The 14,753-nt window shown below is 67.7% G+C and carries 15 protein-coding genes; 13 read left to right on the top strand and 2 right to left on the bottom strand.

All coding sequences use genetic code 11. The features are described 5' to 3' along the window. The 4 genes from ACWDTS_RS24150 to ACWDTS_RS24165 all read left to right on the top strand — a co-directional run bounded on the left by ACWDTS_RS24150 (window position 1) and on the right by ACWDTS_RS24165 (window position 4,767). Window positions 1-2,025 (top strand): ATP-binding protein, encoded by a 2,025-nt coding sequence (locus ACWDTS_RS24150; RefSeq protein WP_450109617.1) that lies wholly within the window; start codon window positions 1-3, stop codon window positions 2,023-2,025. Further along, a complete protein-coding gene (locus ACWDTS_RS24155) occupies window positions 2,022-3,182 on the top strand; it encodes an acyl-CoA dehydrogenase family protein (protein WP_450119160.1) in 1,161 nt (386 codons plus the stop codon). Before ACWDTS_RS24150 ends, ACWDTS_RS24155 begins: the two co-directional genes overlap by 4 nt. 63 nt (window positions 3,183-3,245) lie before the next feature. Further along, window positions 3,246-4,031 carry an enoyl-CoA hydratase family protein gene (locus ACWDTS_RS24160; protein ID WP_450119161.1) on the top strand — a complete coding sequence of 262 codons (786 nt, stop codon included), beginning with the start codon at window positions 3,246-3,248 and terminating at the stop codon, window positions 4,029-4,031. Window positions 4,032-4,086: 55 nt separating this feature from the next. Next, window positions 4,087-4,767: a TetR/AcrR family transcriptional regulator gene (locus tag ACWDTS_RS24165; protein ID WP_450119162.1), complete on the top strand. Its 681-nt coding sequence runs from the start codon at window positions 4,087-4,089 to the stop codon at window positions 4,765-4,767. A 34-nt stretch (window positions 4,768-4,801) separates the two neighbouring features. Here the strand turns inward: ACWDTS_RS24165 and ACWDTS_RS24170 are convergent, their stop codons facing one another. Beyond that, window positions 4,802-5,353 (bottom strand): TetR/AcrR family transcriptional regulator, encoded by a 552-nt coding sequence (locus tag ACWDTS_RS24170; protein WP_450109621.1) that lies wholly within the window; start codon window positions 5,351-5,353, stop codon window positions 4,802-4,804. A 158-nt stretch (window positions 5,354-5,511) separates the two neighbouring features. On the opposite strand from ACWDTS_RS24170, the gene ACWDTS_RS24175 reads away from it, so the two are divergent. The 9 genes from ACWDTS_RS24175 (at window position 5,512) to ACWDTS_RS24215 (ending at window position 13,480) form a co-directional block, all read left to right on the top strand. Next, window positions 5,512-6,141: a TetR/AcrR family transcriptional regulator gene (locus ACWDTS_RS24175; RefSeq protein WP_197251456.1), complete on the top strand. Its 630-nt coding sequence runs from the start codon at window positions 5,512-5,514 to the stop codon at window positions 6,139-6,141. 11 nt (window positions 6,142-6,152) lie between these two features. Continuing rightward, the gene (locus tag ACWDTS_RS24180; RefSeq protein ID WP_450109622.1) at window positions 6,153-6,695 is read left to right on the top strand and encodes a DUF3558 domain-containing protein; all 543 of its coding nucleotides are present in this window, start codon (window positions 6,153-6,155) and stop codon (window positions 6,693-6,695) included. Beyond that, complete coding sequence (locus ACWDTS_RS24185; protein WP_450119163.1) at window positions 6,692-7,258, top strand: DUF3558 domain-containing protein; 567 nt, start codon at window positions 6,692-6,694, stop codon at window positions 7,256-7,258. Before ACWDTS_RS24180 ends, ACWDTS_RS24185 begins: the two co-directional genes overlap by 4 nt. 322 nt (window positions 7,259-7,580) lie before the next feature. Next, window positions 7,581-7,955, top strand: a complete 375-nt coding sequence (rpsL, locus tag ACWDTS_RS24190; RefSeq protein WP_197251459.1) for a 30S ribosomal protein S12 — start codon at window positions 7,581-7,583, stop codon at window positions 7,953-7,955. Continuing rightward, on the top strand, window positions 7,955-8,425 hold the full coding sequence (rpsG, locus tag ACWDTS_RS24195; RefSeq protein ID WP_068159523.1) for a 30S ribosomal protein S7: 471 nt from the start codon (window positions 7,955-7,957) through the stop codon (window positions 8,423-8,425). Before rpsL ends, rpsG begins: the two co-directional genes overlap by 1 nt. Before the next feature lie 146 nt (window positions 8,426-8,571). Continuing rightward, on the top strand, window positions 8,572-10,674 hold the full coding sequence (gene fusA, locus ACWDTS_RS24200; RefSeq protein WP_450119164.1) for an elongation factor G: 2,103 nt from the start codon (window positions 8,572-8,574) through the stop codon (window positions 10,672-10,674). Between the two features lie 93 nt (window positions 10,675-10,767). Then, on the top strand, window positions 10,768-11,958 hold the full coding sequence (gene tuf, locus ACWDTS_RS24205; protein ID WP_197251460.1) for an elongation factor Tu: 1,191 nt from the start codon (window positions 10,768-10,770) through the stop codon (window positions 11,956-11,958). A gap of 156 nt (window positions 11,959-12,114) precedes the next feature. Further along, window positions 12,115-12,705, top strand: a complete 591-nt coding sequence (locus ACWDTS_RS24210; RefSeq protein WP_197251461.1) for a TetR/AcrR family transcriptional regulator — start codon at window positions 12,115-12,117, stop codon at window positions 12,703-12,705. Window positions 12,706-12,715: 10 nt separating this feature from the next. Beyond that, window positions 12,716-13,480 carry a maleylpyruvate isomerase family mycothiol-dependent enzyme gene (locus tag ACWDTS_RS24215; RefSeq protein WP_231610255.1) on the top strand — a complete coding sequence of 255 codons (765 nt, stop codon included), beginning with the start codon at window positions 12,716-12,718 and terminating at the stop codon, window positions 13,478-13,480. A gap of 25 nt (window positions 13,481-13,505) precedes the next feature. On the opposite strand, the gene ACWDTS_RS24220 is transcribed toward ACWDTS_RS24215, so the two are convergent. Then, window positions 13,506-14,525 carry an esterase/lipase family protein gene (locus ACWDTS_RS24220; RefSeq protein ID WP_450109625.1) on the bottom strand — a complete coding sequence of 340 codons (1,020 nt, stop codon included), beginning with the start codon at window positions 14,523-14,525 and terminating at the stop codon, window positions 13,506-13,508. Window positions 14,526-14,753: the final 228 nt, after the last annotated feature.

The raw sequence follows: 14,753 nt of genomic DNA on the forward strand, positions 1-14,753 counted from the left end.
ATGACAGTGTCCCGTGTGCTCGTGGCCAACCGCGGCGAGATCGCCCGCCGGGTCTTCGCGACCTGCCGCCGCACCGGCCTCGCGAGCGTCGCGGTGTTCTCGGACGCCGACGCCCGCAGCCCGCACGTCGATGATGCCGACGTCGCCGTACGCCTGCCGGGGCACGCCCCGGCCGACACCTACCTACGCGGCGACCGGATCGTCGAGGCGGCGATCGCCGCCGGCGCCGACGCCGTGCACCCCGGATACGGATTCCTCTCGGAGAACGCCGAATTCGCCCGGAGTGTGCAGGACGCGGGACTCACGTGGGTCGGGCCGCCGCCGGCGTCGATCGAGCAGATGGGATCGAAGGTCGAGGCCAAGAAGCTCATGGCCGCAGCCGGGGTGCCGGTCCTCGCCGAACTCGATCCGGCCGCCGTCACCGCCGCCGACCTGCCCGTGCTCGTCAAGGCATCCGCCGGAGGCGGCGGACGCGGCATGCGGGTGGTGCGCGACCTCGCGGACCTCGACGGTCAGCTGGCCGCGGCCCGTCGCGAGGCTCAGGCCGCGTTCGGCGACCCCACCGTGTTCTGCGAGCGTTATCTCGAGACCGGCCGGCACATCGAGGTGCAGGTCCTCGCCGACCGCTACGGCACCGTGTGGGCGGTCGGCGAGCGCGAATGCTCCATCCAGCGGCGGCACCAGAAGGTCGTCGAGGAAGCGCCCTCGCCGCTCGTCGAGGCCGTGCCCGGGATGCGGGAGCGTCTGTTCGAGGCGGCGCGGCTCGCGGCGACCGCCATCGGCTACGAGGGTGCCGGGACCGTCGAATTCCTCGCCACGGGAACCGGAGCGGACGGGGAGGCGGGCGAGTTCTACTTCCTGGAGATGAACACGCGCCTGCAGGTCGAGCACCCGGTCACCGAATGCACCACCGGCCTCGATCTCGTGGACCTGCAGCTCCACATCGCAGCAGGAGGCCGGCTGGATCCCGAACCGCCTGCGGTCCGAGGTCATTCGATCGAGGTGCGGCTCTATGCGGAGGATCCGGCGCGCGACTGGCAGCCGCAGTCGGGCACGGTGCACCGGCTCGCGTTGCCCACGGCGCCCGCCGAATTCGCGGTGCTGCGCGAGACCGGGGTGCGACTGGACTCCGGCGTCGTCGACGGCACCGAGGTCGGGGTGCACTACGACCCGATGCTGGCCAAGGTCGTATCCCGGGCGCCGACCCGCGCGGTCGCGGCACGGCTGCTCGCCGCCACCCTTGCCTCCGCCGAGGTGCACGGGGTGCGCACCAACCGCGACCTGCTGGTGAACGTGCTGCGGCACCCGGCGTTCCTCGCCGGTGACACCGACACCGCGTTCTTCGACACGCACGGGCTCGACGTGTTGTCGGCTCCGCTGGCGGACCGGCAGGCCGAGGCGGTCTCGGCGCTGGCCGCGGCCCTCGCCGACGCCGCGCACCGCCGCGCCACCGCGTCCGTGAACGCGGGTCTGCCCGGCGGATGGCGGAACCTGCCGTCGCAACCGCAGGTCAAGACGTTCACCGGCGATCTCGGTGAGCACGAGGTGCGCTACCGGCTCGGCCGCACCGGGCTGGACACGGCCGGGTTCGACATCGGGTTCGAGACGGTCGTCCTTCTCGATCTCCGGCCCGACCGGGTGGTACTCGAACTGGACGGGCTGCGCCGCGAGTTCCGGGTCGCGCGCTACGCCGATGCGGTGCACGTCGATTCGGGGCTCGGACCGGTCCGGCTGCGCGAGGTCCCGCGCTTCACCGATCCGTCGACGCAGGTCGCCGCGGGGTCGCTGCTCGCACCCATGCCCGGGGCGGTGATCCGCCTCGGCGCCGAGGTCGGCGACACCGTCACCGCCGGGCAGCCGATCCTGTGGCTCGACGCGATGAAGATGGAACACACGATCACCGCCCCCACCTCGGGGGTCCTCACCGAATTGAACGTCACCGTCGGCGCGCAGGTCGCCGTCGGCGCGCTCCTGGCCGTTGTCACCGAGCCGGACGCGCACACCGTAGAAGGAGAACAGGCATGAGTGTCATCGAAACCGAGGAACAGACGCAGCTGCGGGCCGCGGTCGCCGCGCTCGCCGAACGCTACAACTACGTCGACTACGTGCTGCCGAAGGCCCGCCGCCACGAGCCGCTGACCGAATTGTGGGACGAGGCATCGAAACTCGGCTTTCTCGGTGTGAACCTGCCGGAGGAATACGGCGGCGGTGGCGCCGGGATCTACGAACTGGCGCTCGTGCAGGAGGAACTCGCCGCGAAGGGATGCGGGCTGCTGCTGGTCGTCGTGTCGCCCGCCATCTGCGGCACCATCATCGCCAAGTACGGCACCGACGCGCAGAAGCAGCAGTGGCTACCGGGCATCGCGGACGGTTCGAAGATCATGGCGTTCGGGATCACCGAGGCCGACGCGGGATCGAACTCGCACAAGATCTCCACCGTCGCCAAGCGTGACGGTGAGGACTGGATCCTCCACGGCAGCAAGATCTTCATCTCCGGTGTCGACCAGGCCGACGCGGTGCTCGTCGTCGCCCGGACCGAGGACGCGAAGACCGGCAAGCTGCGCCCGGCCCTGTTCATCGTGCCCACGGACACCCCCGGCTTCGTCAAGACGCCCATGGAAATGGACATCATCGAACCCGACCATCAGTTCACCCTGTTCTTCGACGACGTGCGACTGCCCGCCGACGCCCTGGTCGGTGAACCGGAAGCGGCACTGATGCAGTTGTTCGCCGGGCTCAACCCCGAACGCATCCTCGGTGCGGCGATGGCGGTCGGGCTCGGCCGCTACGCCCTCGACGCGGCCGTGCGCTACGCCGGGGAACGCACCGTGTGGAAGGACCCCATCGGTGCGCACCAGGGCATCGCGCATCCGTTGGCGCAGTGCAAGATCGAACTCGAGCTCGCCAAGCTGATGATGCAGAAGGCCGCTGTCCTGTACGACAGCGGTGACGACTTCGGTGCCGCGGAAGCGGCGAACATGGCGAAGTACGCGGGCGCCGAGGCCAGTATCAAGACGCTCGACCAGGCGATCCAGACCCACGGCGGTGGCGGCCTCACCCAGGAGTACGGCCTCGCGTCGCTGCTCGGTGCCGCCCGCATCGCGCGGGTCGCTCCGGTGAGCCGGGAGATGATCCTCAACTTCGTGTCGCAGCATTCCCTGGGGCTGCCGAAGTCGTACTGAAGCCGCAGCGGGGGACCGCCGGAACAGGGAGACTTCAGTGAGGAGGTAGAGGAGGTAGTGGTGGTGGCCGATCCGGAACGATCCGAGCCGTACGTGCGGTACAAGACGTCGCGCGGCTTCGCGAGACTGACGCTCGACTCACCGCACAACCGCAACGCACTGTCGGCGCGCATGCTCGACGAATTGCGTCGCGGCCTGGACACGGCCGCGTCCGATCCCGGCGTCCGCGCCGTCGTCCTCACCCACACCGGCGGAACATTCTGTGCCGGAGCCGACCTCGGCGAGGTGTCGGACAACCCCGCCGAGGCGGCCGCGGAACGTACCCGGGAGATGACGGCGCTGCTGCGGGCGTTCCTGGAACTGCCGAAACCGGTCGTCGGGGTGATCGACGGTCACGTGCGGGCCGGGGGGATGGGGCTGGTCGGCGCGTGCGACATCGTCGTCGCGGGACCGCGCTCGACCTTCGCGCTGACCGAGGTCAGACTCGGGCTCGCGGCGTCGATCATCTCCCTGACCGTGCTGCCCCGCCTGTCCCAGCGGGCCGCGGGCCGGTACTTCCTCACCGGCGAACGGTTCGGCCCGGAGGAAGCGGTCGCGATCGGCCTGGTGACGATGGAGACGGACGATCCCCACGGGACCGTGCACGAACTGCTGGCCGAACTGTCCGAGTGCTCGCCGCAGGGCCTGGCCGAGTCGAAGCGGTTGACCACGATGCGGATGCTCGCGGACTTCGACCGATACGGCGACGAGCTGGCCGCGCAGTCCGCGCGTCTGTTCGGTTCCGAGGAGGCGGTCGAAGGGGTGACGGCGTTCCTGCAGCGCCGGCGCCCGTCGTGGGCGCGGATGTGAAGCGGTCGGCGCGGTGCTTTTGATCGAGCGGGCTTCCGTGAGGAACAGTGCAGGCATGAGCACAGGGCAGGGCGACGACAGCCGACGACGCGCGGAGCAGGAACACACCCGCGCCCGCGCGGAGCAGGAACACACCCGCGCCCGCGCGGAGCAGGAACGCAGCCGCGCCACCCGTACGACGATTCTCGATGCCGCTGTCGAAGTCCTGGTCGCGCACGGATATTCGCGTGCGACCACCGTACGGATCCAGCAGGCTGCCGGGGTGTCCCGCGGGCGGCTGCTGCACCACTATCCCAATCGGGACTCGCTGCTCGTCGCGGCCGTCCATCACCTGGCCGCGCGCGGGGTCCGCGACGTGGGCCGGGACCGGCAGTGGCCGGCGGACCCGGTCGAGCGGATCGCGGTGGCCGTGGACCTGATGTGGCAGCACTTCCGCCAGCCGTACTTCTGGGCGTCGATGGAACTGTGGCTGGCCGCGCGGTCGCACGAGGATCTGCGCACCGAACTGCTGCCGCTGGAACGGGCGCTCGGCGGCATGATCAAGGAACAGACGGACGGGTTCTTCGGACCGGACCTGACCGCGAATCCGCGCTACGCCGAGATCCGCGACCTCGTGTACACGAGTATGCGCGGGGTCGCGCTCGGCTACGCGATCGATCCGCGGGACGCCGAGAGCGATCCGTACCTGCGGGAATGGCGCCGGCAGTTCGAACAGGTGTTGCTCGATCGTGCCTGACGACCGGTGCTTCCGCGGCGGGCGCCGAGTACCGCTACGCCGATGCGCGCACGGCCAGCGCGTCCGCGAACGTCTTCTTCAGCGACCACCGCAGGTGCTCGAGGTCCGGCTGCGGCGTCGACTGCTGGTATCCGTACAGGATGAACAGTCCCATCCGGGCGAAGTTCTCGGCGTCGGCGCCGGATCCGAGGAGACCGGTCGTCGCTTCCAGTACGACGTCGAATCGTTGCCGGTCGACCGTGTTCTGCACGGCCCGGACCTCGGCGTCGCTGTGTGCCCACGCCCGGATCGCGGATTCGGCACGGTGCGGCAGCCCGCATGCGAACTCGATGAGCAGTTCGAGGCGCTGATCGGACTCGGCGACGAGCCGGGCCGCGTCCACGAGTCGCAGGGTCTGCTTGTCGAGCCAGTGCTGCAGGAACTCGGTCTTGAACTGACCCCAGCTCTGGAAATAGTTGTAGAACGAACCCGTCGTGACGGACAGGCGCCGGCAGAGAGGTGCCTGCTTGAGGCCACCGTGATCGTCCGTAGACAGAATCTCGATGGCGGCGTCGAAATAGTCTTCCCGCCTGACGAGTGTCGCCACGACGTGACCTCCCCTCTCTGGCCGTGTCGTTCCCGAGTGTACGAAAGGGCGTGCCGTATCCCCGGCGACCTGCCGCGCGGTGCCATCATGGGTCTGCTGCCGGCTCTGGGGAAGAGTGCCGAGGAACCGCACAGCACGACACACACCGGAGGGCAGCAGTGAAGCGGGAGCCCAAGCAGGACCGCAGCCGCGCCACACGCCGGCGGTTGCTCGAAGCGACGATCGACTGCCTCGCCGAACTCGGCTGGGGTGCCACCACGGTCGGTGTCGTCGCCGAACGTGCCGGTGTGTCGCGGGGCGCGACCCAGCATCATTTCCCGACCCGCGAGGACCTGATCACCGCGGCGCTCGAGTTCATGTTCGACAGCCGCATGGATCTGGTGCGCCGCGAGAGCATCGATCTGCCGTACGGTCCGGCCCGCACCGAGGCGGTGGTGGCGCGGCTCGTCGAGCAGTACACCGGCAGCCTGTTCCGGGCCGCGCTGCAGGTGTGGACCGCCGCGGCCGCCGATCCGGAACTGCGGGCGCGCATCGTGCCGCTGGAGGAACACTTCGGGCGCGTCGCGCACCGCGTGGCTCTCGAGGAACTCGACGCGGACGGCTCCGATCCGGTCGTGCACCGCATGGTGCAGGCCACGCTCGACCTCGCCCGCGGTCTCGGTCTCGCGGACGTGCTCACCGACGATTCGCGGCGACGTGCCGAGATCGTGCGGAACTGGGCCGCCCAGCTCGACACCGTCATCGACGCGGCGCGGCGCCGCCGGGCGACCGAGCACTCGGCTGGGTAAGGTCAGTGTCCATGCTTGCCAAGCCGGCCACGATGCTGGCCGCGGTCGCGGCCCTCGGGTTCGCCGCCACCGGGTGCGGTTCCGGCGACGACGCGCCTCCGGCCGCCGACGTGTCTCCTGCCCAGCAGGTCACCGAGCCGGGTCCGTTCTTCGGGGAGTGCAGCTCGGTCACCGACGACGAGGTGGCCGCCGCGTTCGGTCTGGGCGCGTTCGCGACGGTCACCCGCAATTCGGTCGGGTGCGAATGGGAGACGGTGGTCGGCGGGCCGAGCGTCACGTTCTCCTGGTACCGGGGCAGTCCCATCGGGCGCGAGCGCGCCGGCTCCGATCTGATAGGACGCCCGGCCGAGGACGTCGAGATCGGCGGTCACGAGGGATTCATGGGCTCGGCGCAGAACGAGCTGGGGCAGACCGTGTTGTGCGAGATCGGCCTTCAATACGGTGGCGACTTCGTCCACTGGTCCGTCACGTACGCGGACTTCACGCCCGCCGCTGACGCGTGTGTGGTCGCGCGCCGGCTCGCGGAACTGTCCGCGGAGAGGGCGGTGGAATGAGCGCGCGCCGAATCACCGCGAACCGGCTGCGACGGACCGCCGCGGCGGTGCTGGCCACCGTGGTCGCCGGGGGAGCGCTCGCCGGGTGCAGCCGCACGATCGAGGGACGCGCCGTACAGGAAGGTGCCGGCGGGGGTGGAGCCTCGGCCGAATTCACCAAGCTGCTCACCGAGTGCGACGCCGTCACCGACGAGCAGATCGCGGAGAGCGTCGGATCCGACTACGTGCTGCGCGGGTTCTTCGGCGCGATCTGCCGCTGGGACGGCGACGGGCCGAGCGGGCCGGTCAAGGTCACCTTCAACTGGTTCGAGACGGGTGCCCTCGACACCGAACGCGAGGCCGGCGAACGGCTCGGCTACGCGGTGGAGAACACCACCGTCGAGGGCCGGCGGGCGCTTCTGATGCGACGGCCCGCCGATCCGCATTCGTGCGGTGTCTCCGCGAACGCGTCGACCGTGGGGATCTTCGGCTGGTGGGTGCAGTACGTGCCCGGATCGGCGCATCCGGACCCGTGCGAAGCGGCCGCAACACTGGCCCGGCTCACTCTCAACCTGAGCAGTTGAGGCCGCGGTGCGAGGTCGGTGGGGGAGCGGTAGCTCACTTTGACCTCGTGGCTCGCCGCCGGGTATCGTTGTGGGTCGTGTCCGGCATGCCCGGGCCGATCTGTGTGCCTATGCGAGGTAGTGCCGTGCGCGCGGTCTGTAGACAACTGCAGTTTGCGAGCCCCCGGCTGCCTGTGTGGGGGTACGCGACACGCCCGACCTCGTGTGCACACGGGGGGCGGGTGCGGGGCAGCAGCTTCCTTGTCCCAACCGATGGATCCCTAATTTCAGAACAGCCGAGGCTGCTCGTGTGAGCAGCTCCAGACAACGAGAAAGCCTGTAGATGCCAACCATCAATCAGCTGGTCCGCAAGGGCCGCCGCGACAAGACCGCCAAGGTCAAGACCGCGGCCCTCAAGGGCAGCCCGCAGCGCCGTGGCGTGTGCACCCGCGTGTACACCACCACCCCGAAGAAGCCGAACTCGGCTCTCCGTAAGGTCGCGCGTGTCCGCCTGACCAGCGCTGTCGAGGTCACCGCGTACATCCCCGGTGAGGGTCACAACCTCCAGGAGCACTCGATGGTGCTCGTTCGCGGCGGTCGTGTGAAGGACCTCCCGGGTGTCCGCTACAAGATCATCCGCGGCTCGCTCGACACCCAGGGTGTCAAGAACCGCAAGCAGGCTCGCAGCCGCTACGGAGCGAAGAAGGAGAAGGGCTGATGCCACGTAAGGGTCCCGCTCCCAAGCGCCCGCTGATCGCCGATCCGGTCTACGGTTCGCCGCTGGTCACCCAGCTGGTCAACAAGATCCTCCTGGACGGCAAGAAGTCCACCGCCGAGCGCATCGTCTACGAGGCACTCGAGCAGGCTCGCGAGAAGACCGGCACCGATCCGGTCGTCACCCTCAAGCGCGCGCTCGACAACGTCAAGCCCGCCCTCGAGGTCCGCAGCCGCCGCGTCGGTGGCGCCACCTACCAGGTTCCGGTCGAGGTTCGCCCGGGCCGTTCCACCACGCTGGCCCTGCGCTGGCTGGTCACCTTCGCGCGTCAGCGCCGTGAGAAGACCATGGTGGAGCGTCTGGCCAACGAGCTCCTCGACGCGAGCAACGGTCTCGGCGCGTCCGTGAAGCGCCGCGAGGACACCCACAAGATGGCTGAAGCCAACAAGGCGTTCGCGCACTACCGCTGGTGAGTCGTTGCCGGCCGGGAGGATCGGTTACCACCACCTCCCGGTCGGCTGCTCGCACATCTGTGTCGGTCCTGTGACGGCCGGCTGACAACACAAGAACACGTGGTCCGCACCCAAGGACCGACACGAGCTACGAGCGGGGTTTACCTGTGGCACAGGAAGTGCTGACCGACCTGAACAAGGTCCGCAACATCGGCATCATGGCGCACATCGATGCCGGCAAGACCACCACGACCGAGCGCATCCTCTTCTACACCGGTGTGAACTACAAGATCGGTGAGACCCACGACGGTGCCTCGACCACCGACTGGATGGAGCAGGAGAAGGAGCGTGGTATCACCATCACCTCCGCCGCCGTGACCTGCTTCTGGAACAAGAACCAGATCAACATCATCGACACCCCCGGCCACGTCGACTTCACGGTCGAGGTCGAGCGGTCCCTGCGCGTCCTCGACGGCGCGGTCGCCGTGTTCGACGGCAAGGAGGGCGTCGAGCCCCAGTCCGAGCAGGTCTGGCGCCAGGCTGCCAAGTACGACGTTCCGCGCATCTGCTTCGTCAACAAGATGGACAAGATGGGCGCGGACTTCTACTTCACCGTGCAGACGATCATCGATCGTCTCGGTGCGAAGCCGCTGGTCCTCCAGCTTCCGATCGGTGCCGAGGATGCCTTCGACGGCGTCGTCGACCTCGTCGAGATGAAGGCCATCACCTGGCGCGGCACCGTCGAGATCGGCGCCGAGCCGACCATCGAGGAGATCCCCGCCGACCTCGCCGACAAGGCCGCCGAGTACCGCGAGAAGCTGCTCGAGACCGTCGCCGAGTCCGACGAAGAGCTCATGGAGAAGTACTTCGGCGGCGAGGAACTCACCGTCGCGGAGATCAAGGCTGCCATCCGCAAGATGACCGTCGCCTCCGAGCTCTACCCGGTGCTGTGCGGCTCCGCGTTCAAGAACAAGGGTGTTCAGCCCATGCTCGACGCGGTCATCGACTACCTGCCGAACCCGCTGGACATCGGCGAGGTTCAGGGCACCAAGCTCGGTGACGAGGAGGAGACCCTCACCCGCAAGCCGAGCAAGGACGAGCCGTTCTCCGCTCTGGCCTTCAAGATCGCTGCGCACCCGTTCTTCGGCAAGCTGACCTTCGTCCGCGTGTACTCCGGCCGGGTCGAGCCCGGTGCCCAGGTGCTCAACGCCACCAAGGGCAAGAAGGAGCGCATCGGCAAGCTGTTCCAGATGCACGCCAACAAGGAGAACCCGGTCGACGAGGCCGTCGCGGGCCACATCTACGCGATGATCGGCCTGAAGGACACCACGACCGGTGACACCCTGTGCGCGCAGGACGCCCCGATCGTCCTCGAGTCGATGACCTTCCCGGACCCGGTCATCCAGGTCTCCATCGAGCCCAAGACCAAGTCCGACCAGGAGAAGCTGGGCACCGCGATCCAGAAGCTCGCCGAAGAGGACCCGACGTTCTCCGTCGAGCTCGACGAGGAGACCGGCCAGACCGTCATCGGCGGCATGGGCGAGCTCCACCTCGACATCCTCGTCGACCGCATGCGTCGCGAGTTCAAGGTCGAGGCCAACGTCGGCAAGCCGCAGGTCGCGTACCGCGAGACCATCACCAAGCCGGTCGAGAAGCTCGAGTTCACGCACAAGAAGCAGACCGGTGGTTCCGGCCAGTTCGCGAAGGTCATCATCGCCCTGGAGCCCTTCAAGGGCGAGGACGGCGCGACCTACGAGTTCGAGAACAAGGTCACCGGTGGCCGCGTGCCGCGCGAGTACATCCCGTCCGTCGACGCCGGTGCGCAGGACGCGATGCAGTACGGCGTGCTCGCCGGCTACCCGCTGGTGAACGTCAAGGTCACGCTCCTCGACGGTGCGTACCACGACGTCGACTCGTCGGAAATGGCGTTCAAGATCGCCGGTTCGCAGGCCCTGAAGGAAGCTGCCCGCAAGGCTGCTCCGGTCATCCTCGAGCCGCTCATGGCTGTCGAGGTCACCACCCCCGAGGACTACATGGGTGAAGTGATCGGCGACCTCAACTCCCGCCGTGGCCAGATCCAGGCCATGGAGGAACGCAGTGGTGCCCGTGTCGTGAAGGCGCTGGTTCCGCTCTCGGAGATGTTCGGTTACATCGGTGACCTGCGGTCGAAGACCCAGGGCCGGGCGAACTTCTCCATGGTGTTCGATTCCTACGCAGAGGTTCCGTCGAACGTCTCGAAGGAAATCATCGCCAAGGCGACCGGCGAGTAACCTTCGGGTTATCCCCTCGGTCACCTGCACGACCAAGTAATAAAACCGCACTGCTGCATACTGCAAGCAACAACAGTCCAGGAGGACATTCCAGTGGCGAAGGCGAAGTTCGAGCGGACCAAGCCGCACGTGAACATCGGCACCATCGGTCACGTCGACCATGGCAAGACCACCACCACGGCTGCGATCACCAAGGTGCTGGCCGACAAGTACCCGGATCTCAACGAGAGCTTCGCGTTCGACCAGATCGACAAGGCTCCCGAGGAGAAGGCTCGTGGTATCACGATCAACATCTCCCACGTCGAGTACCAGACGGAGAAGCGCCACTACGCGCACGTCGACGCTCCGGGTCACGCCGACTACATCAAGAACATGATCACCGGTGCTGCCCAGATGGACGGCGCGATCCTGGTCGTGGCCGCCACCGACGGCCCGATGCCGCAGACGCGTGAGCACGTGCTGCTCGCCCGCCAGGTCGGCGTGCCCTACATCCTCGTCGCCCTGAACAAGGCCGACATGGTCGACGACGAGGAAATCCTCGAGCTCGTCGAGATGGAGGTCCGCGAGCTGCTGGCCGCCCAGGAGTTCGACGAGGAAGCTCCGGTCGTCCCGATCTCGGCTCTCAAGGCGCTCGAGGGTGACCCGAAGTGGGTCAAGTCCATCGAGGACCTGATGGACGCTGTCGACGAGTCGATCCCGGACCCGGTCCGTGAGACCGACAAGCCGTTCCTGATGCCCGTCGAGGACGTCTTCACGATCACCGGTCGTGGCACCGTCGTCACCGGCCGCATCGAGCGCGGTGTCATCAACGTGAACGAGGAAGTCGAGATCGTCGGTATCCGCCCGACCTCGACCAAGACCACGGTCACCGGCATCGAGATGTTCCGCAAGCTGCTCGACCAGGGCCAGGCCGGCGACAACGTCGGTCTGCTGGTCCGCGGCATCAAGCGCGAGGACGTCGAGCGCGGCCAGGTCGTCGTCAAGCCGGGCACCACGACTCCGCACACGGAGTTCGAGGGCCAGGCCTACATCCTCAACAAGGAAGAGGGCGGCCGCCACACGCCGTTCTTCAACAACTACCGTCCGCAGTTCTACTTCCGTACCACGGACGTGACGGGCGTTGTGACCCTTCCCGAGGGCACCGAGATGGTCATGCCGGGCGACAACACCGAGATGTCGGTCGTCCTGATCCAGCCGGTCGCTATGGACGAGGGCCTGCGCTTCGCGATCCGCGAGGGTGGCCGCACCGTCGGCGCCGGTCGCGTCACGAAGATCATCAAGTGAGCTAGTTCTCGCTGACGCCGATGGCGCTCACTCCTTCGGGAGTGGGCGCCATTTGCGCTTTCAGCGCCCGTGTCTCCTTGTGGCGGTTGGGACCGCCACAAGGAGACACGAGCACGATCCTTGACATCCGCGGCCGACGCGAGGATCGTCCTAAGTGTGTTAGGCAAACCGAATCGCGATAGGGTTGCCGAACGCCGTTCGGCAACTCGGTCCGAGATTCTCACCGCGGCCTGGGATACCGCCCGCGAGCGCGGGCTCGCGAACCTGACCCTCCGCGAGGTCGCCGACCGCGTGGGAATGCGGCCCCCCTCGCTCTACAGCCACTTCGATTCGAAGAACGCGCTCTACGACGCGATGTTCGGACAGGCGTGGAGCGAGTGCCTGGCGGTCATGACGGAATGCGTCCGGAACCTGCCCGACACACCGCGCGGTGTGCTGCGATCCCTCGCGGCCACCTTCTTCGATTTCTGCGTCGAAGATCTCGCCCGATTCCAGCTGATGAACCAGCGGATCGTCATCGACTTCGAGCCGAGCGACGAAGCGTATGCGCCGGCCGTGCAGACCCTCGATCTGTTCCGTAACACGTTGGCAGAGTTGGGGATTCGTGACCAGCAGGATGTGGATCTGTGCGTCGCGCTCACGGGTGGTCTCATCGACGCCCAGCTCGCCAACGATCCCGGTGGCGACCGGTGGCGTCGGCTCCTCGATCGGGCCGTGAACATGTTCGCCGAGAATGTAGGACTGTAAGGAGCGTCCGATGGCTGCAACGACTGCAACCGAGTCCACCACGCGGCCACGACGACCGGAGATGCAACGCGACCTCGCGATGCGCCTGGCCGCCACCGAGTACGAGCGGTTCGCCGATCTGCTGGACCGGCTGACGCCCGACGAGTGGAGACAACCGACCGAATGCCCCGGCTGGGACGTGCGCGCGATGGCCGGTCACGCCTACGGGATGACGCGGATGTCCGCGTCCCTCCTGGAGATGCGTCGCCAGCTCGCCGTCGCGAAACGGTCGCCCGGCGTCTTCATCGACGCGCTGACCGCGCATCAGGTCGAGAAATACGCGAGTCTCGACACCGCGACATTGGCGTCGGCCTACCGGGCGACGGGGGCCAAGGCGGCCCGGGCACGCGCCCGCACGCCGTCCCTCGTGCGGAAGCTGACCCTGAAACCGGCGCAGACGGTCGGTGGCGTCGAGGAATGGTGGACCGTCGGATATCTGGTCGACGTCATCGTCACACGTGACCCCTGGATGCACCGCGTGGACATCTGCCGCGCGACCGGCGAGACGATGGTCCTGACCCCCGAACACGACGGGGCGCTCGTCGCCGACGTCGTCGCCGAATGGGCAGGACGGCACGGCCGGCCGATCGATCTCACCCTGACCGGTCCGGCCGGAGGTCGCTGGCGCACCGGGTCCGGTGCACAACCAGTCGAGATGGACGCGGTCGAGTTCTGTCGCGTCCTGTCCGGTCGCGCGCCGGGAACGGGCCTTCTCGCAGTGCAGGTTCCGTTCTGATCGCTGCGCGCCCGGCCGTCGGCCGTCAGTAGCCGGCCCGCGCGGCGACCGCCTCGGTCTCCGGTGCCGGCCCGAGCGTCGGGTCCGGGCTCCAGCCGAGGATCGGCGGCACGAACACGCAGTTCAGCGGTCGCGGATCCTCCGGATCGAGTGCCTTCAGCACGAACCACGCGGCGTTCGGGTCGTTGACGATGCCGGCGTGCTCGACGAAGTCGTTGCCGCAGTGATCCTGGAGCACGATGTTCGTTGCGTTGGGGGCTTCGCGATAACCGCTGGTGTAGGGCAGGACGATCTCTTCGTAGCGGCTCATGATGTTCGTGTAGGTGACCTCGTCGGCGTACACGCCGGCCTCCTGGATGGTGTGGATCCAGTCGGAGCCGGCCAGCACCTGCGGGCAGGCGCCACACCCGAGCGCGTGCACCAGGTTCTCCATGTCCTGGCGTGCCCCGACCTGCTCGAACAACTCGAAAGACGCGGCGATCAGGAACGCGTGGCTGCCCTCGTACACGGGACCGAGGGAGATGTAGTCGTCGACCTTCTCGTTGCCGCCGAGGAACTTGACGTACCAGACGGGCATCAGCGTGCCCTGCGAGTGGCCGATCAGATCCACCTTCTCCGCGCCGGTGGCGGCGAGAACCTCGTCGACGAAATCGGAAAGCTGCTGCGCGCTTTCCTCCATCGGCAGCAGTCCGCCGACGGCGCCGAGCGGCCACGGCAGGTCGGCATGGTTGCCGTAAGTGAGGGCGAAGACGCAGTACCCCTCGTTGGCGAGCAGGGGTGCCAGGTACGACCAGTTGTCCTGCCGGTTGAGGACGGTGCCGTGCACGAGGATCACCGGGTCGGGATGTTCCTCCGACGGCACGCAGCTCCAGTCGTTGGTGCCGGGGGCGTTGCCGCCGGGTGATCCCAATTCGCTTGCGAGACCGTCGAGGAAGGTCTTTCCCACGGGTAGGGGAGGTGCAGGTTCCTCGGCCTGTGCCGTTCCGGTTCCGAAGAGCGCGAAGATCGCCGCGAAGGTCGCGGCGGTGAGTGCGCGCAGGCGCATGTCCACCCCCCTGTCGATACGTGAATGCGCAGAAAGTTAACAGAGATTCCACATCGTCGACCAGCCCCCGGCGGTGGCCCGGTGGCCTCGTGAATCACGATGTGCCCACCGATTCGGAATTCGCCCGTGCTACACGGTAGTTGTCAACCTGCCTGAGACAGGTAGTGGTTGATGTTGATTCCGGTGAGGACGGGGAGCTGTGGCGCGAGCGGGCGACGGTGAAACCGT

The organism is Rhodococcus sp. NPDC003383 (assembly GCF_053589115.1).